Origin of the sequence: Desulfofundulus thermobenzoicus (assembly GCF_009428905.1) — a bacterium.
Classification (GTDB): domain Bacteria; phylum Bacillota; class Desulfotomaculia; order Desulfotomaculales; family Desulfovirgulaceae; genus Desulfofundulus_A; species Desulfofundulus_A thermobenzoicus.
Map to the genome: position 1 here is coordinate 1 of NZ_WHYR01000006.1, position 19,057 is coordinate 19,057.

The window sequence follows — 19,057 nt, forward strand, 5'->3', positions numbered from 1 at the left end:
GGGTTGGCGGGATGTAGAGCACGTGGTCGGCCACCTTTTCCACTTCCCGCTGGCCTTCCATGGCCAGGGCGATCACCGTGGCGTCCCGGGCCTTGACCTCTTTGATGTTGCTCAGGGTCTTTTCAAAGAGGTTCCCCTGGGTGGCCAGGGCCACCACCGGCACGCCTTCTTCAATCAGGGCCAGGGTGCCGTGCTTTAACTCTCCGGCCGCATAGGCTTCGGCGTGGATGTAGGAGATTTCCTTGAGCTTTAAAGAACCCTCCAGGGCCACGGCATGGTCCAGGCCCCGCCCGATGAAAAAGAAGTCTTCAGTCTTACCGTAGCTGCGGGCGATCTGGCCGATAACCTGGCCGTCGCTCAAGATCAGTTCCGCCCGCTCATCCAGCTTCTTCAGCTCATCGATGATGGCCCGCCTTTCCTTGGCGGACAGGGTGCCCCGCACTTCGGCCAGGTAAAGGGCCAGCAGGTACATGGCCACCAACTGGGTGGTGTAGGCCTTGGTGGAGGCCACGGCGATCTCCGGGCCGGCCCAGGTATACAGCACGTGGTCCGCTTCCCGGGCAATGGAACTGTCCACCACATTGGTCACCGCCAGCACTGCGGCGCCCAGGCGCTTTGCCTCCCTTAAGGCGGCCAGGGTATCGGCGGTTTCTCCCGACTGGCTGATGACCACCACCAGGGAACCGGGCTCGATCAGCGGCCGGCGGTAGCGGAATTCCGAGGCAATATCCACCTCCACGGGGATGCGGGCCAGCTGCTCGAGGACATATTTCCCCACCAGGCCGGCATGATAGGCGGTGCCGCAGGCGGTGATGAATATCCGGCGCAAGTCTTTCAGTTTTTGCTCATCCATATGCAATTCCCGGAGTACCACCCGGGAGCCGTCATCGGACAGGCGCCCCTTCAGGGTATCCCGCAGGGCCCGGGGCTGCTCATGGATTTCCTTTAACATGAAGTGGGCAAAACCGTTCTTTTCCGCCTGGGCGGCTTCCCATTTGACCTCAAAGACCGGCTTTTGCACCGGCTCCCCGTTCCGGTGGAAAACCTTCACTTCCTCCGGGGTGAGCACGGCCATTTCCCCGTCGTCCAGGATATAGGCCCGGCGGGTATGGGCCAGCAGGGCCGGGATGTCGGAAGCCAGGAAATTTTCCCCCCGGCCCAGCCCCACCACCAGGGGGCTGTCCTGGCGCACGGCCACCAGCCTGCCCGGTTCGTCCACCGCCAGCACCACCATGGCGTAGGAACCCCGGATGCGTTCCACCGCCCGGCGCACCGCCTGCGCCAGATCTCCCCGGTAGAAATGCTCCACCAGGTGGGGCAGTACTTCCGTATCGGTTTCGGATTTGAATGCGTGTCCTTCTTCAACCAACCATTCCCGCAGTTCCAGGTAGTTTTCAATAATCCCGTTGTGCACCACGGCAATCCGTCCCCGGCAGTCGGTATGGGGGTGGGCATTGGTATCCGACGGGCGGCCGTGGGTGGCCCAGCGGGTGTGGCCGATGCCGGCCCGGGCCTGAAAACCGTCCACCGCCAGACTTTCCGCCAGGGCGGACAGTTTGCCGGCCCTCTTATGCACCTGCAGTTCCCCGTTCTCCAGCACGGCAATCCCCGCTGAATCGTAACCACGGTATTCCAGTTTGGCCAGTCCGTCCAGCAATATGGGCACGGCCCGCCGGGGGCCGATATAGCCAACGATGCCACACATATGGATATACCTCCTGAATGAGATGTGCGAGGTCCTTCTAATAATTAGAATAGCCGGGTACAGGCAGCTGTCCCGGCATGGATAGGTTTTCTTAAAGTATGTGCCTTACCTGAAAGTACCCATTACGGGGTACCGGATCTTGCCTTTTCTCCCTGCAATTTTTAGCTGTTAGCCCCGTCAGGAATACCAAAAACCACGGGTTAAAAAACAGCTAAAATATTACTAATGCTTCCTCGGAAAAGAGCCGGCAAAGAAAACCGGTGCCCCTTAATAAACCTGACAGGCAGCATTTCAAGCGAGGCGTGATTGTCGTCCTTTTCAGCGGTACGTTCTAAACCCTGCCGTTTACCCCTTTGCCACCGGACACCCTTTGTCCCGGCCGTTGCCGGCCGGTTTTGTGGTATCGTTAACGGTCGTGGCCAACCGGGGAGCATCCGCCGAAAACTTCGATGAACTCCCCCCTCGTCAACCCGGAAACTGGCAGGTTAATTAAGTGGCGTCACCATTATTTCACCTGACACTGGAATTTCCGGGTTCCGGCGCTTGCTATGCAATTGTCTCTTTGAAAAACAGCCCCTTCTCCCCAGGGCATCCCCCCTTTCCGGCAACCCGCGACCGCATTTTCCCCCGGGGACCACCGGGCAGATCCCCCACCAGGTTGACGCCGGCCCGGTAAAAAGCGTTGTTAAACCCTGCACCGGCCATTAAGATAGTTTCTGGATTACGGCCACCAGTTCATCCACAATAGCCTGCAGGGCGGCCCTGTCCCGCCCCTCCACCATCACCCGCACCAGGGGCTCGGTACCCGATGGCCGCACCAGCACACGCCCTTCCCCGGCCAGCAATTCCTCCTTTTTACGAATGGCTTCGGCCAGGATGGGACTTTGCATTACTTTGTCCTTATCGGCCACCCGGACATTGACCAGCAACTGGGGCAGTTTTTCCATCTGGGCGGCCAGTTCGCTCAAAGGAGCCTTCTTTTCCTGTATTACGGAAAGGAGCATTAAAGCAGTCAGCAGGCCGTCGCCGGTGGTATTGTGATCCAGCATGATGATATGGCCGCTCTGCTCGCCGCCAAAGGTGGCCCCGGTACGCAGCAGTTCCTCCAGAACGTAGCGGTCACCCACCTTTGTCTGGATTACCCGGATGCCGTTTTTTCCCAGGGCCAGGTGCAGCCCCAGGTTGCTCATTACGGTGACCACCACGGTGTCCCTGGCCAGCCGGCCCCTGTTTTTCAAATCACTGGCCAGAATGACCATGATCTGATCACCATCCACCGGGTTACCGGCCTCGTCCACCGCAATCACCCGGTCGGCATCCCCATCATGGGCCAGACCCAGGTGGGCACCATGTTCCACCACCGCTTCCTGCAGGGCGTTGGGATGGGTGGAACCGCAGCCGGCGTTGATATTCACCCCGTCGGGAGTGTTGAAAATGGGAATCACTTCCGCTCCCAGTTCCCCCAGCACCCTGGGCGCCACCCGGCTGGCGGCACCGTTGGCGCAATCCACCACCACCCGCAAACCGGTAAGATCGGTGGCCGCAGCCTCCTTCAAAAAGGCCACATAGCGGTCCGGCGCGTCGGATACCTGGTAGGAACGCCCCACCCCTTCACCGGTGGGAGCGGGAATGCTCCCGGGGCAGTACACTAAATGGGCTATTTCCTCCTCCACTTCATCGGGAAGTTTATAACCACTGGGACCGAAAAACTTGATGCCGTTGTCTTCCACCGGATTATGGGAAGCGGAGATAACCACACCGCCGGCCGCCCCCAGCGCCCTGGTCAGGTAGGCAATGGCCGGCGTGGGCATCACCCCCACCTTCAGCACATCCACCCCCACCGAGCAGATGCCGGCAGTCAAGGCTGCCTCCAGCATGTCACTGGAAATACGGGTATCACAGCCCACCACCAGACGGGCACCGGATAAATTCCGCGAGAGAACGTGCGCCCCGGCCCGGCCCAGCTTCAACGCCAGTTCCGGGGTCAACTCCCGGTTGGCCACGCCCCGCACGCCGTCGGTACCGAACATAACCCCCATTGGGCAGTCCCCTTTCAACCCTTCTTCAATGGCCGGCAAACAATGATCATTATATCCAACCCCGCGGGATGCTGTCAATTTCCCCGCCTGCCTTTATTTCCCCTACCCGCTTTAATATTATATATATGACGGTTAAATCCTCCCGGTCAGTTCCCACCCGAACCTTAAATTTTTCCTTATATCTACTGCCCGGGAGACGGTGGGGTGGACACTTTCCGGTCCGTGGGAGGCGGTCCCTCCGGCTGTGCCGGTACAATGCGCACCGTTACCGTCACTTCCACCGGACGCAGCAGCACTCCGGGACCCGGCACCGGTAGGGTAACTTTTTGCACCACATCCCGCACGGCTCCGCCGATGTCCACCTCCGGCGTGCTTACCCCGGATATGCCGGACAACACATCGGCCGGCGCCGATACCTGCACGGTGGCCGGCTCCACCTGCACCTCCTGCACCCGGTAACCGGCGCCCGGGTCCCCCTTGACCCGTCCCTGAACGGGTACCTCTTTCACCGGCAGGGGAGTTACGGGAATGGTGACCCTGACCGTCCGGGGGGAAAAGCCGACTTCGGCAGGCAGTCCGGATACGGAAACCACCTGCTCCACCGTCCCGGTGGCCCCCTGCACATCCACGGAAAGGGTTACCCGGCCCTGGGGGTTGACCAGGCGGCCCGGACCTTTCAACAACACCGTCGCCGGTTCCGCCACCGGGGCCAGCATGTGGTATCCGGCGGCGGGCGTCCCTTTGACACTTACTTCCACCGGAACCCTTTTCTCCACCATCCGGTCCGCCTGAACCCGCACCCGGGCGGGGGATACCTGCAACACCCGCACCCCCGGCGGAGCGCTCACACTGATGGGCAGGTCGTTATCCCCCGGCTCAATACCGGACAGGTCCACCAGGGCCTGGAAATCCGCCCCGGTGACCCCGGTGAGCTGACCCCGGGTGCCCTGCACCCGCACGGTTACGGTGGCGGGCAATCCCGCTACCATCATGTCCGCGGGTGTACCCCGGGCATGCAGGTTTACATTGAACAAACGCTCGTCCAGGGGGTTCTGTTCATTGGTCACATAAACCCAGAGCAAAAGGGCCATCAACACCGCTGCCACCTGCAGGGAAAGATTGCGCCAGTCGGGCCGCCGCAAAGAAAAACACCTCCGGGTTATTTACATCCTGGCCACGGGACAACCCAATCGGTTTACTTGCGCTGCCATAAAAAGGCCAGGGAAGGCCCCTGCCTGGGCTCGAGGGCTCCGGAAAGCCGGTCGGCCAGGGCCGCCTCATCCAGATTGCGGGCCAGCACCCCTTCCACGGCCAGGGAAATGGCCCCCGTCTCTTCGGAAACAATGATGGCCAGGGCGTCGGAAACCTCGGTAATGCCGATGCCGGCCCGGTGGCGGGTGCCCAGTTCCCTGGCCACATCCGCACTTTCCGTCAGGGGCAGGACGCAGGCCGCCGCCGCCACCCGGTCGCCCCGGACAATGACCGCCCCATCGTGTAAAGGAGTTTTCGGTACAAAGATATTCATTAAAAGTTCGGCGGAAATCAAACCTTCTATTTTTATACCGGTATCTGTGTATTCCTCCAGGCCGGTGGTTCTTTCCAGCACAATCAATGCGCCGGTGCGCTGGCGGGACAGGAGGCTGGCCGCCCGCACCAGCTGGCTGACGGTCCGGGAACGATCAAAATCTCCCTGATAAATGACGGGAGCGGCAAAAAAACGGCCTCCTCCCAGCTTTTCCAGCGCCCGCCGCAACTCGGGCTGAAAGACGATGGGCAGGGCCACCACCAGGGCGGTCATGACCTGCTGCAACAACCAGTGAAAGGTATACAGGTGCAGCCAGCTGCTCAACGCCGTGGCCACCAGCAGCACCACCAGCCCCTTAAGCAGTTGAACCGCCCGGGTACCCCTGATTAAAAGGGCCAGGCGGTAAAGAACAAAGGCCACGATCAGAATGTCGATGATGCTGGTTATATTAAAAAGATCCAGATTTAAAGCCTTCAGGCGCTCCAGCAACCCGTTTTCCCCCTTTTTAACGGGCAGGACTATCCCGGACCCGGCGGAACCGGGATCAGATTGAAGGTGAACCGGCAAATAACCGGTTACCATTGTCCACTCTAACCTATTATATCAGAGCGGTCAATATCCGGGGCCTGTTTGTAAATTATAATAACCGTTGCCCCGGTCCATGCCACGCAGAACCATAACACAACAAAGCGCCCCCTTTTCAAGGGCGCTCCTTTGACCCGCCGCCATTTTTCAGCAACCCGTAAGCAATGCTGTCCACCAGGGCCTGCCAGCTGGCCTCGATGATATTGGGGGATACCCCCACCGTACCCCAGGAACGCTCCCCGTCCCCGGTTTCAATGAGCACCCGCACCACAGCGCCGGTACCGTCCTTTTCATCCAGCACCCGCACCTTGTAGTCGGTAAGCTGCATACGCCGGATTTCGGGGTAAAAGCCTTCCAGTGCCTTGCGCAGGGCATTGTCCAGGGCGTTCACCGGTCCGTTTCCTTCGGCGGCCGTATGTACCACCTGGTCCCCCACGGTCAATTTGATAATAGCCTCGGAGTAAACGGGGCTGTTTTCCTTTAATTCAATAATAATGCGCAGGCTTTCCAGTTTAAAGGGTTCCCGGTAATGATCATAAGCCCGGCGCAACAGCAGCTCAAAGGAACCCTCCGCCCCTTCGAACTGGTAGCCCTGGTGCTCCAGTTCTTTGATCTCTTCCAGCAGGCGCCTGTTTTCTTCCTTGCTGGTATCCAGATCCAGGTTCAGCTCCTGGTATTTATACAAAAGGTTGGACAGCCCGCTGAGCTCCGAAACCAGCACCCGGCGGCGGTTGCCCACCAGGGCCGGGTCGATGTGCTCGTAGGTGCGGGCATCCTTTAATATGGCGCTCACATGCACCCCGCCCTTGTGGGCAAAGGCCGATGCTCCCACAAAGGGCTGGTGGTTGGCGGGATGCATATTGGCCAGTTCGCTGACATAACGGGACAGCTCGGTCAGCTGGGCCAGGGACTCCCGGGGGATGGTTGCATGGCCGCATTTGAGGGCCAGATTGGGAATCACCGAGCACAGATTGGCGTTGCCGCAGCGCTCCCCGTAACCATTGATGGTTCCCTGCACGTGGGTGACCCCGGCCTCCACCGCCGCCAGGGTGTTGGCCACGGCCAGTTCGCCGTCATTGTGGCAGTGGATGCCCAGGGGCACACGCACTTCTCCCGCCACCCGGCGCACCACGGCGGCCAGTTCCCCCGGCAGGCTGCCCCCGTTGGTATCGCAGAGCACCACCCGGTCGGCCCCGCCCCGTACGGCCGCCTGCAGGGTGGCCAGGGCATACTCCGGGTTGGCTTTAAAACCGTCAAAAAAATGCTCCGCATCATAAATGACCATCATGCCCCGGCCCTTTAAATAAGCCACCGATTCCTGGATCATGGCCAGGTTTTCCTCCAGGGTGGTTCCCAGGGCGCCGAGCACATGAAAGTCCCAGGACTTGCCGAACAGGGTGGCCACGGAAACACCGGCGGAAACGATGCTCTGGATGTTCACGTCCGTTTCCACCGGTACACCCGGCCTGCGGGTGGATCCAAAGGCGGTCACCCGGGCGTTTTGCAGGCGGTGGCTGCCGATGCGCCGGAAAAAATCCATATCCTTGGGGTTGGAGCCGGGCCAGCCGCCCTCGATATAGTGAAAGCCCAGCTGATCCAGTTTCAGGGCAATCTTGACCTTGTCACCGGCGGAGAAGGAGATACCTTCCCCCTGGGAACCGTCCCTTAAGGTGGTATCGTAAATTTCCACTACCGCCATGGTTTCTCCCCCCCGTTAACTAATGGGGAACATTATAATGCCGCTCCTCCGGAACAAGCATCATCCTGCACGGTTACCGGAAAAGTTACCCGTTCCTTTCCACCCGCTCCGCAATCAGGCGGCCCATTTCACCGGTGGATACTTCTGTTTTACCCGGCTCCATAATGTCGGGGGTGCGGTAACCCTCATCCAGGACGGCGGTTACCGCTTCTTCCACGGCCGCGGCCGCCTCCTCCAGGCCGAAGGAGTAGCGCAGCATCAGCGCCCCGGACAGGATGGCCGCAATAGGATTGGCAATTTGCCGGCCGGCTATATCGGGGGCGGAACCGTGGATGGGTTCATACAGCCCCACGCCGTCCCCCAGGCTGGCCGAGGGCAGCATGCCCAGGGAACCGGTCAGCTGGGCCGCCTGGTCGCTCAAGATATCGCCAAAGAGATTTTCCGTGAGCAGCACGTCAAACTGTTTGGGGTTGCGCACCAGCTGCATGGCGCAGTTGTCCACCAGCATATGATTCACCATCACGTCCGGGTAATCCCCGGCACAAAACGTCACCACCTCCCGCCACAGGCGGGAGCTTTCCAGCACATTGGCCTTATCCACCGAGGTGAGCTTTTTGCGCCTTTTACGGGCCAGCTCGAAAGCCCGGCGGGCCACCCGCCGGATCTCCTCCGTGGTGTAGACCAGGGTTTCCACCACCCGCTGCCCGCCGGGAATATCCTCCCGCCGCTTATCGCCAAAATAGAGCCCGCCGGTGAGTTCCCGCACCACCAGGATATCCAGCCCCCGGACGATTTCCGGCTTCAAGGTGGAGGCGCCGGCCAGGGCGGGAAATACTCTGGCCGGCCGCAGGTTGGCGTAAACATTCAGCGCCTTGCGCAGGGGCAAAAGGGCCCCCGCTTCCGGCCGCAGGTGGACCGGCAGGTGATCCCACCTGGGGCCGCCCACCGCCCCCAGCAGAACGGCATCACTTTCCCGGCACAGGGACAGGGTGTCCTCCGGCAGGGGATGTCCGGTAGCGTCATAGGCCGCCCCCCCGATCAACCCCTCCTGGAAACTGAAATCATAACCAAAGCGCCGGCCGGCGGCGGCCAGAACCCGGGTGGCCTGGGCGGTCACCTCGGGACCGATGCCGTCCCCCGGCAGGACAGCGACTTTATACCTCATCCTTTCACCCTCCGGGCTACGTAGTTGATCAATCCTCCCGCGGCGATAATTTCCTGCATGAAGGGCGGCACCGGTGTGGCCCGGTACTCTTCACCCCGGGTCAGGTTGGTAATCACTCCCGACTCCACGTCCACGGCCACCTGGTCCCCTTCCCGGATCCTTTCCGCCGCCTCCGGGGATTCAAAAATGGGCAGCCCGATGTTGAAGGCGTTGCGGTAAAAGATGCGGGCGAAGGAAGCGGCAATGACACAGGACACACCGGCCGCCTTGATGGCTATGGGGGCGTGTTCCCGGGAACTGCCGCAGCCGAAGTTCTTGCCGGCCACAATGATCTCTCCCGGCCGCACCCTGGCGGCAAAGGTGGGATCGGCGTCTTCCATGCAGTGGACGGCCAGTTCCTGCGGGTCGGAGGTGTTTAAATAACGGGCCGGGATAATGGCGTCGGTATCTATATCATCACCAAATTTCCACGCTTTACCCTGCAACTGCGGCATTTTTACTGCACCTCCCGGGGATCGGCGATGCGGCCGAGGATGGCCGAGGCGGCGGCCACCGCCGGGTTGCTCAAATACACTTCACTTTCCGGGTGCCCCATGCGGCCCACAAAGTTGCGGTTGGTGGTGGCAATGCACCGTTCCCCCGCCGCCAGGATGCCCATGTATCCGCCCAGGCAGGGACCGCAGGTGGGGGTGCTCACGGCAGCCCCCGCATCGATAAAGATTTCCACCAGGCCTTCCCGCAGGGCGGCCCGGTAGACCTCCTGGGTGCCCGGTATGATGATCAGGCGCACACCGGGATGCACCTTTTTGCCCCGCAGCACCCTGGCGGCCAGGCGTAAATCTTCCAGCCGGCCGTTGGTGCAGGAGCCGATGACCGCCTGCTGGATCTCCACCTGCCCCACCTGACTGACGGGACGCACATTTTCCGGCAGGTGGGGACAGGCCACCTGGGGTTCCAGCCCGCTCACGTCGTACTCATACACCCGGGCATACCGGGCCCCGGGATCGCTCTGGTAGAAGGTATAAGGCCTTTTGGCCCGCCCCTCCACATAGCGGCGGGTTACCTCATCGGGGGGTACGATGCCGTTCTTGGCCCCGGCCTCCACGGCCATGTTGGCCATGGTCAGGCGGCCGTCCATGGACAGGGCTTCTATGGCCGGTCCGGTAAACTCCATGGCCTGGTAGAGGGCACCATCCACCCCAATCCGGCCGATGGTATAAAGGATCAGGTCCTTGCCCCCCACCCAGGGCGGCAGTTCACCGTAGTAAACGAATTTTACGGACTGGGGCACCTTCAGCCAGATCTCCCCCAGGGCCATGGCCGCCGCCAGGTCGGTGCTGCCCACTCCGGTGGAAAAGGCGCCCAGAGCACCGTAGGTGCAGGTGTGGGAATCGGCCCCGATGACCACGTCCCCCGGCCCCACCAGCCCCTGCTCGGGCAGCAGGCAGTGCTCGATACCCATACGCCCTACTTCGTAATAATGGGTCAACTGCTGTTCACGGGCAAATTCCCTTAAAACTTTAGCCTGCTCGGCCGACTTGATATCCTTGTTGGGCACGAAATGATCGGGTACCAGCACCACCCGCTCCCGGTCAAAGACCCGGGGCACGCCGATGCGCCGGAATTCCTTTATGGCCACCGGGGCGGTAATGTCGTTGCCCAGGGCCAGGTCCACCCGCACATTGATCAGCTGCCCGGGTTCCACCTGATCCAGGCCGGCATGGGCGGCCAGGATTTTTTCCGTGATGGTCATGGGCATTGTTCCAGTTCACCTCGTTGTTAATTAAAATGACGGAGCTTCTTATATATTAACGATTCCCCGGCGTCAGGCCAGCCCCTGTTCCACCCGGTTTTCTTCCTCCTGCGGGCCATGCTGCTTCCTTTCCACCCGGCCGGTTTCCCAGAACATTTTGTTTACCGCATTGACGTAAGCCCTGGCGCTGGCTTCCAGGATGTCGGTGCTGATGCCCCGGCCGATATAGGTTTTGCCGCCGTTCTCGGCTATCTTCAGGGTTACCTCGCCGATGGCGTCTTTACCGGCGGTGACGGCATTGATCCCCCAGCTCTTCAACACGCAGGGGATGCCGGTCACCTTGTCCACGGCCCGGCAGATGGCGTCCACGGGACCGTTCCCGCAGGCCGCCTCTTCCAGCAACTCCCCGCCCTTCTTCAAACCCACGGTGGCCGTGGGCACCACCGTGGTGCCGCTGGATATGTGCAGGTAAGCCAGATCGTAGGTCACGGGCACGGGACGCAGTTCGTCCTCCACAATGGCTTCCAGGTCGGCGTCGGTGATCTCCTTTTTCTTGTCGGCCAGGGTTTTGAAGCGCTGGAAGGCCTTGTTCAACTCCTGGTCATTTAATTCATAACCCAGCTCGGCCAACCTCTGCCGGAAGGCATGCCGGCCCGAATGTTTCCCCAGTACCAGATTGCTCTGGCTGATGCCCACCATGGTGGGGTTCATGATCTCATAGGTGGTCCGCTCCTTGAGCACCCCGTCCTGGTGGATGCCCGATTCGTGGGCAAAGGCGTTCTTGCCCACCACCGCCTTGTTGGGTTGTATGGGCATGCCGGTGAGGTTGGCCACCAGCCGGCTGGTACGGTAGATCTCTTCCGTACGGATGCCGGTGGTGCAGCCATACTGATCCCGCCGGGTGAATAAAGCCATGACCACCTCTTCGATGGCCGCGTTGCCGGCCCGCTCCCCGATGCCGTTGATGGCCCCCTCCACCTGGGTGGCGCCGGCGGCTACGGCGGCCAGGGAGTTGGCCACCGCCAGGCCCAGGTCGTCATGGCAGTGCACGCTAACGACCACTTTTTCAATCCCCCGCACCAGGGAAAGAATCTCCCGGATGAATTGGGCAAATTCCTGGGGTGTGGCATAACCCACCGTATCGGGGATATTCACCACCGTGGCCCCGGCTGCTATGGCCGCCTCCAGCACCCGGCACAAAAAGTCCAGTTCCGACCGGGAGGCGTCCTCGGCGGAAAATTCCACGTCGGACACGTAGCTTTTGGCCCGTTTAACCGCCGCCACCGCGGCCTCTATGACCTGTTCCGGGTCCATGCGCAGCTTGTGCTGCATGTGAATGGGGGAGGTGGCGATAAAGGTATGGATACGGGGCTGCTCCGCATCCCGCAGGGCCTCCCACGCCCGGTCGATATCCGCAAAACCGGCCCTGGCCAGGCCGGCCACGGTCACTCCCCGCACCTCCCGGGCAATGGCCTGGACGGCCTCGAAATCCCCCTGGGAAGCAATGGGAAAGCCCGCTTCAATCACATCCACCCCCAGCCTGGCCAGCTGCCTGGCGATCTGCAACTTTTCCCCCGCGTTCAGGCTCACCCCCGGGGACTGCTCCCCGTCCCGCAGGGTGGTATCAAAGATATAAACACGCCGGGTCATATTCGTCCTCCTTCGGGGGGAAACCAGGTACCCCCACTTTTTAGATGATGTCCTGAGCGCCCCGGAATTTTTCCATCCCTCTTGAGCAGTTTTATCTTTTGTCTTTTTCCCGCCCGGCAAACCATAACGGCCGGCCGCTACTCTTCAAAGGTCTCGTCAATCCCCCGGCCAATGGGAACCATGGGCAGGACGTTTTCTTCCGGGCTTACCAGACAGTTAACCAGCACCGGACCATCTTCGGCCAGGGCCGCGGCCAGAACATCAGGTACCTCTTCCTCCGCCCGGAGCGTAAACCCTTTTATGCCGTATGCCTTGACCAGGGTCGAAAAATCGGGATGGAAGCTAAAATCCACCGCCATATAGCGGCCGTCACAATAATATGCCTGTAACTGGCGGACCATACCCAGGGCATGGTTGTTGATCAGAATGATCTTCAAGGCCAGGTTTTGTTCCCTGACCGTGGCCAGTTCCTGCATATTCATCTGAAAACTGCCGTCGCCGGTAATCAAGATCACCTGCTCCCCGGGCAGGCCTATCTGGGCGCCCACGGCGGCCGGCAGCCCGAACCCCATGGTCCCCAGACCGCCGGGAGAGATCAGGGTATTTGGCCGTTTGAACCGGTAATACTGCGCCACCCACATTTGATGCTGCCCCACATCGGTGGCAATCACGGCATTGCCGCCGGTCTGACGGTAGAGTTCCTCAATTATATATTGCGGTTTCAACCCGTCCTCCCTGGAATACTGCAGGGGGTACTGCTCTTTTAATTCTTTGATGCGGGCCAGCCAGGGTGAACGATCCGTTTTTTCCAGCAGGGGCAGCAGTGCCTGCAGGACCAGCTTTACATCCCCCACAATGGGCACGTGCACGCACACGTTCTTGCCTATCTCCGCCGGGTCTATGTCCACGTGGATTATGGATGCTTGCGGGGCAAAGGCGGCCACCTTGCTGGTTACCCGGTCGTCAAACCTGGCTCCCAGGGCAATAAGCAAATCGCATTCCGTAACCGCCAGGTTGGCGTAACGGGTGCCGTGCAGGCCCAGCATCCCCAGAAAAAGGGGGTGATCCCCGGGGAAGCTGGAAAGCCCCATCAGGGTGTTGGTCACCGGGGCGGAAATGGTCTCCGCCAGTTCCAGCAGTTCAGCACTGGCCCGGGAATTGAGAATTCCCCCGCCGGCATAAATCACCGGACGTTTTGATTGCCTGATCAATTCCGCCGCCTGGTTGATTTTATTGGGATGCCCCTTGTAATTGGGTTTGTAACCCCGTAAGTTTACCGTTTCCGGATATTGATAATCAATTTCCGCCTGGGCTACGTCCTTGGGCAAATCCACCAGCACCGGTCCCGGCCGGCCGGTGGAGGCAATGTGAAAGGCGTTTTTGACCACCTGGGGCAGGTCCGCCGGATTTTTCACCAGGTAGTTATGTTTGGTAATGGGAATGGTTATCCCCGTGATATCCACTTCCTGGAAGGCATCGGTACCCACCTGGCTGGTGGGTACCTGGCCGGTGAAAATAACCAGGGGCACTGAATCCATATAGGCATTGGCGATGCCCGTCACCAGGTTGGTGGCTCCGGGGCCGGAGGTGGCCATGCACACTCCCACCCGTCCGGTGGCCCGGGCGTAGCCGTCGGCCGCATGCACGGCCCCCTGCTCGTGACGCACCAGGACATGCTTAATGCAGGAGTGGTAGAGGGCATCATAGACGGGAAGGATGGCGCCACCCGGATAGCCGAAAACCACATCCACCTGCTCCTGCTCCAGACAACGGACCAGAGCCTGGGCGACACTTATTTTCATATTATCCCCCCCTCGAAAGGGTTTGCGGATTTGTCAGATCACCGGGGCGGCTGCCTTTCCACCGGTTCCGGACCGGTGCCGCCCCGGACCGGAGGGCAGTCCCCTCTGAATGTATCTCCTTCGGGTTCCCTCTATTTTTTCTTCAGCCAGGGCATCATCTGGCGCAGTTGGGCGCCCACCTTTTCCATGGGATGTTCCGCCTCTTGACGGCGCATGGCATTGAACATGGGCCGGTTGGCCTGGTTTTCCAGGATCCACTGCCTGGCAAACTGGCCGTTCTGGATTTCCTGCAGCACTTTCTTCATTTCCCGGCGGGTCTCTTCATTAATAATGCGTTTGCCCACCATGTAGTCCCCGTATTCCGCGGTATTGCTGATGGAGTAACGCATCAGGCTGAGGCCGCCCTCATTGATCAGGTCCACAATCAACTTCATTTCGTGCAGGCATTCGAAATAGGCCATTTCCGGCGCATAGCCCGCTTCCACCAGGGTATCGAAACCCGCTTTGATCAGCTCGCTGACCCCGCCGCACAGGACCGCCTGTTCCCCAAAGAGGTCGGTTTCCGTTTCCTCCCTGAAGGTGGTTTCAAAAACACCGGCCCTGGTGCCCCCGATGCCCTTGGCATAGGCCAGGGCCATTTCCCGGGCGCGGCCGCTGGCGTTCTGGTGCACGGCCACCAGACAGGGCACCCCTTTACCTTCCACGTACATGCGGCGGACAATGTGTCCCGGGCCTTTGGGCGCCACCATAAATACGTCCACATCACCGGGCGGGGTAATCTGCCCGTAGTGAATATTGAAGCCGTGGGAGAACATCAGGGCCTTCCCGGCGGTCATGTGGGGAGCTATGTCTTCTTTGTACAGCCGGGCCTGGATTTCGTCGGGCACCAGCACCTGAATAATATCCGCCCGGGCCGCCGCCTCGGCGGGCGCATAAACCGCAAACCCGTCTTCCCGGGCCTTTTCCCGGCTGTGGCTGGTTTCGGGCAAACCGATAATCACGTTTAAGCCGCTGTCCTTCAGGTTCTGGGCCTGGGCGTGGCCCTGGCTGCCATAACCCAGCACGGCAATGGTTTTGCCCTGCAGTTCACTCAGATCCGCATCCTGATCGTAGTAGATTTTTACCATGTTTAATCATCCTCCCGTGATCCGTTGGTATTGATACTGGTCTGCCGGGAACCCCGGAGCATGGCTATTTTGCCCGTGCGCACCAGCTCCTTTATGCCGTAAGGCCTTAAGGATTCCTCAAAGGCGTTTATTTTCCCTTCGTTTCCGGTACACTCCAGGGTCAGGGTGCGCCGGCCCAGGTCCACAATCCTGGCCCGGAAGATATCGGCAATTTGCATGATTTCCCCCCGCTGCCCCGGATCGGCGTTTACCTTTATTAAAACCAGCTCCCGGTCCACGTATTCGTCGGCGGTAATATCGCTGATCTTAATCACATCGATGAGCTTGTGCAGCTGCTTGGTCACCTGCTCCAAAACCCGGTCGTCCCCTTCCACCACAATGGTCATGCGGGATACGGCCGGATTATCGGTACGCCCTACGGCCAGGCTGTCGATATTGTATCCCCGCCGGCTGAACAGCCCGGCCACCCGGGCTAAAACGCCGGGGTTGTTTTCCACCAGAACGGCCAGGGTGTGTCTCATAATAACACCTCCTTGACTTAACCCAGCATACGGTCCAGGGACTCGCCCGGAGGTACAAAGGGCAGGACGTTTTCCTCCCGTTCAATGATAAAATCTATGAGCACCGGTTTGGCGGACGCCATGGCCTGCTCCAGGGCCGGAGCCACATCGGCCGGTTTTTCCACCCGTATGCCTGTTGCGCCGTACGCTTCGGCCAGCTTGACAAAGTCCGGATTGATCAATTCGGTGTAGGAATAACGCCGGTTGTAAAAGAGCTCCTGCCACTGGCGCACCATGCCCAGATAACCGTTATCCATGATGGCCACCTTTACGGGCAGGCTGTAGTTCACCGCCGTGGCCAGTTCCTGTATGTTCATTTGAATGCTGCCGTCCCCGGCAATATCGAAAACGGTTTCCTCCGGGCAGGCTACCTGCACGCCGATGGCCGCCGGCAGGCCAAAGCCCATGGTCCCCAATCCTCCCGAGGAAATGAAGGTGCGCGGGCGGGTATAAGTATAATAATGGGCCGCCCACATCTGGTGCTGGCCCACCTCGGTAGTAATTCTGGCCTGGCCGCCGGTCACCCGGTAAATTTCCCGGATCACCTGCTGGGGTTTGAGGTGGCCGTTTTCTTCATAGGTAATGGGATACTCCTTTTTCCAGGTGTTGATCTTTTCCTGCCAGGCACCGGGCAACCGGGCTTCCAGCCGATCAATCAGGGCACTTAATACCCGCTTTACATCCCCCACCAGGGGGATATCCACCCGCACATTCTTCCCTATTTCCGCCGGGTCAATATCAATGTGCAGAATTTTGGCCTGGGGGGCGAAACACTCCAGTTTGCCGGTGACCCGGTCATCAAAGCGTACACCCACGGCAATCAACAGGTCGCTTTCGCAAATGGCGTAGTTGGCATATTTGCTGCCGTGCATGCCCAGCATGCCCAGGGCCAGGGGGTGATCCCCGGGAAAACCGCCCAGGCCCATGAGGGTGGTGGCCACCGGAGCCAGGATCAATTCCGCGAAACGGCGCAATTCCTGGTGGGCACCGGAGTAAACCACACCACCGCCGGCGTAAATCACCGGCCGCTCGGCCCTGGCAATGGCTTCGGCGGCCCGGTTCAGCTGTTCCGCCGGCGGCTCCAGCACCGGGCGGTAGCCGGGCAGGTTCACGGGACCGGGGTCCTCATGTTCCACCTCACCGCTGGAAACATCCTTGGGTATATCCACCAGTACGGGGCCGGGCCGGCCGGTGCTGGCAATATAAAAGGCCTCCCGGATTACCCGGGCCAGATCCCGCACATCCTTGACGATATAATTGTGTTTGGTGATGGGCAGGGTAATACCCGTAATGTCCGCCTCCTGGAAGGAATCCTTACCCAGCTGGGAAGTGACCACCTGGCCGGTAAAGGCCACCAGGGGAATGGAATCCATATAGGCGTTGGCAATGCCCGTCACCAGGTTGGTGGCTCCCGGGCCGGAGGTGGCCAGACAGACCCCCGGCCGGCCGGAAGCCCGGGCGTATCCGTCGGCCGCATGGGCGGCACCCTGTTCGTGTCTGGTTAGAATATGCCTGATATCGGAATCATAGAGGGCATCGTAAATGGGCAGCACTGCGCCGCCGGGGTAGCCGAAGATGGTATCCACCCCCTGCTCCAGCAGGCTATCCACAAAGATCTGCGCGCCGGATTTTTTCACGTACCCTCACCTCCGTCTCATTTGAAAACTGCCCCGCCGCTGGCCGAGCCCACCTGCCGGGCGTAGCGGGCCAGGTAGCCCTTCGTCACCCGGGGAGCCGGTGGGGTCCAATCTGCCAGCCGGGCCTGGATTTCCGCCGGCTCCAGGGCCACGTCCAGGCGGTTGTTGGGAATATCAATAATAATGGTGTCCCCTTCCCTGACCGCCGCCAGGGGGCCGCCTTCCGCCGCTTCGGGGGAGATATGGCCGATGGAAGCGCCCCGGGTGGCGCCGGAAAAGCGGCCATCGGTCAACAGGGCCACATCCTTATCCAGCCCCATGCCGGCCACCGCCGCCGTGGGGGTAAGCATCTCCCGCATGCCCGGCCCGCCCCGGGGACCCTCATAACGGATAACAATGACATCGCCCTTGTTGATCTTACCGCCCAGGATGGCCTCCACCGCTTCCTCCTCGGAGTCAAATACCCGGGCCGGCCCCCGGTGGACCATCATTTCCGGGGCCACGCCGGCCTTTTTCACCACCGCCCCATCGGGGGCCAGGTTGCCCCGCAGGATGGCAATGCCCCCGGTGGGGCTGTAGGGATCATCAATGCTCCGGATGACCTCCGGGCGGGCTGCCTGCCGGTTCCGGATCAATTCCCCCACAGTGAGGCCGGAAACCGTAAGGGCGTCCAGGTGCAGCAGGCCCTTTTTCGCCAGCTGGGCCATGACCGCCGGGATGCCCCCCGCCTCATGCAGGTCCTGCATGAAGAACGGCCCCATGGGTGCGAGCTTGCACAGGTTGGGCGTGCGCTCGCTGATCCGGTTAATCTTATCCAGATCTATTTCCAACCCGGCCTCCCGGGCGATGGCCGGCAGGTGCAGCACCGTGTTGGTGGAACAGCCCAGGGCCATATCCACCGCCAGGGCGTTTTCAAAGGCCTTTTCCGTAAGGATGGCCGAGGGGCGCAGGTCGTCTTTCACCAGTTCAACAATGCGCATGCCCGCCAGCTTGGCCAGGCGGCGCCGGGCCGACGAGACAGCCGGAATGGTGCCGTTGCCGGGCAGGGCCAGGCCGATGGCCTCGGTCAGGCAGTTCATGGAGTTGGCGGTAAACATGCCGGCACAGGAACCGCAGCCGGGGCAGGCCTCCTCCTCCAGGGCGGCCAGTTCCTCTTCCGTCATCCGGCCGGCTTTCACCGCCCCCACGGCTTCAGGCATATTGCTAAAGGAAAGGTTACGGCCCTTGTAACGCCCGGCCAGCATGGGGCCGCCGCTGACCACCAGGGCCGGAATATCCAGCCGGGCCGCGGCCATGAGCATTCCCGGCACAATTTTGTCGCAGGCGGTAACCAGCACCAGGCCGTCAAACTGGTGGGCCTGGGCCATCACCTCCACGGAGTCGGCAATTAACTCCCGGCTGGCCAGGGAATATTTCATGCCGCTGTGGTTCATGGCAATGCCGTCACAGACGGCGATGCAGGGAAATACCACCGGGGTCCCCCCGGCCATGTACACGCCGGCCTTGACCGCAGCGGTGATTTCGTTTAAGTGCATATGCCCCGGCACAATCTCATTGAAGGAATTCACCACCCCGATCATGGGCCGCTCCAGTTCCCGGTCAATGTAACCCAGGGCCTTCAAGAGGGAGCGGTGCGGGGCCCTCTCAAACCCTTTTTTAATGGCGTCGCTGCGCAAGGTCAAGCCCTCCTTAATATTCAATCGTCAATGGTCGGAAGTCGGAAGCCGGAAGCCGGAAAAAAGTTTGTGCGTCAGATATCCGGACTGCAAATCCTCCGCGACCGGCGAATGTTCGCTTTCGATTCCCGTTT

The 19,057-nt window shown here is 60.6% G+C and carries 14 protein-coding genes; all 14 read right to left on the reverse strand.

Features of this window, described 5'->3' with window-relative positions; translation table 11 throughout:
* A partial coding sequence (glmS, locus tag GFC01_RS03255) for a glutamine--fructose-6-phosphate transaminase (isomerizing) (RefSeq protein ID WP_152945212.1) occupies positions 1-1,705 on the reverse strand: 1,705 nt, incomplete at its 3' end.
* A 704-nt stretch (positions 1,706-2,409) separates the two neighbouring features.
* Positions 2,410-3,744 (reverse strand): phosphoglucosamine mutase, encoded by a 1,335-nt coding sequence (glmM, locus tag GFC01_RS03260; RefSeq protein ID WP_152945292.1) that lies wholly within the window; start codon positions 3,742-3,744, stop codon positions 2,410-2,412.
* A 182-nt stretch (positions 3,745-3,926) separates the two neighbouring features.
* Positions 3,927-4,886, reverse strand: coding sequence for a CdaR family protein (locus GFC01_RS03265; RefSeq protein WP_152945213.1), 960 nt, complete (start codon positions 4,884-4,886; stop codon positions 3,927-3,929).
* A gap of 53 nt (positions 4,887-4,939) precedes the next feature.
* Positions 4,940-5,758 carry a diadenylate cyclase CdaA gene (gene cdaA / locus GFC01_RS03270; RefSeq protein WP_152945214.1) on the reverse strand — a complete coding sequence of 273 codons (819 nt, stop codon included), beginning with the start codon at positions 5,756-5,758 and terminating at the stop codon, positions 4,940-4,942.
* 211 nt (positions 5,759-5,969) lie between these two features.
* On the reverse strand, positions 5,970-7,553 hold the full coding sequence (gene cimA, locus GFC01_RS03275) for a citramalate synthase (RefSeq protein ID WP_152945215.1): 1,584 nt from the start codon (positions 7,551-7,553) through the stop codon (positions 5,970-5,972).
* Positions 7,554-7,638: 85 nt separating this feature from the next.
* Complete coding sequence (leuB, locus tag GFC01_RS03280; RefSeq protein ID WP_152945216.1) at positions 7,639-8,718, reverse strand: 3-isopropylmalate dehydrogenase; 1,080 nt, start codon at positions 8,716-8,718, stop codon at positions 7,639-7,641.
* Positions 8,715-9,212, reverse strand: coding sequence for a 3-isopropylmalate dehydratase small subunit (gene leuD / locus GFC01_RS03285; RefSeq protein WP_152945217.1), 498 nt, complete (start codon positions 9,210-9,212; stop codon positions 8,715-8,717). Before leuD ends, leuB begins: the two co-directional genes overlap by 4 nt.
* A 2-nt stretch (positions 9,213-9,214) precedes the next feature.
* Positions 9,215-10,477 (reverse strand): 3-isopropylmalate dehydratase large subunit, encoded by a 1,263-nt coding sequence (leuC, locus tag GFC01_RS03290; protein ID WP_152945218.1) that lies wholly within the window; start codon positions 10,475-10,477, stop codon positions 9,215-9,217.
* A 66-nt stretch (positions 10,478-10,543) separates the two neighbouring features.
* Positions 10,544-12,121 (reverse strand): 2-isopropylmalate synthase, encoded by a 1,578-nt coding sequence (locus GFC01_RS03295; protein WP_152945219.1) that lies wholly within the window; start codon positions 12,119-12,121, stop codon positions 10,544-10,546.
* 137 nt (positions 12,122-12,258) lie between these two features.
* A complete protein-coding gene (gene ilvB / locus GFC01_RS03300; RefSeq protein WP_152945220.1) occupies positions 12,259-13,923 on the reverse strand; it encodes a biosynthetic-type acetolactate synthase large subunit in 1,665 nt (554 codons plus the stop codon).
* Between the two features lie 131 nt (positions 13,924-14,054).
* Positions 14,055-15,050 carry a ketol-acid reductoisomerase gene (gene ilvC, locus GFC01_RS03305; RefSeq protein WP_152945221.1) on the reverse strand — a complete coding sequence of 332 codons (996 nt, stop codon included), beginning with the start codon at positions 15,048-15,050 and terminating at the stop codon, positions 14,055-14,057.
* Positions 15,051-15,052: 2 nt separating this feature from the next.
* Positions 15,053-15,571, reverse strand: coding sequence for an acetolactate synthase small subunit (gene ilvN / locus GFC01_RS03310; RefSeq protein ID WP_152945222.1), 519 nt, complete (start codon positions 15,569-15,571; stop codon positions 15,053-15,055).
* Positions 15,572-15,588: 17 nt separating this feature from the next.
* Positions 15,589-17,247, reverse strand: coding sequence for a biosynthetic-type acetolactate synthase large subunit (gene ilvB / locus GFC01_RS03315; protein WP_341473728.1), 1,659 nt, complete (start codon positions 17,245-17,247; stop codon positions 15,589-15,591).
* 17 nt (positions 17,248-17,264) lie between these two features.
* Positions 17,265-18,923, reverse strand: a complete 1,659-nt coding sequence (gene ilvD / locus GFC01_RS03320; RefSeq protein WP_152945223.1) for a dihydroxy-acid dehydratase — start codon at positions 18,921-18,923, stop codon at positions 17,265-17,267.
* Between the last annotated feature and the right edge of the window lie 134 nt (positions 18,924-19,057).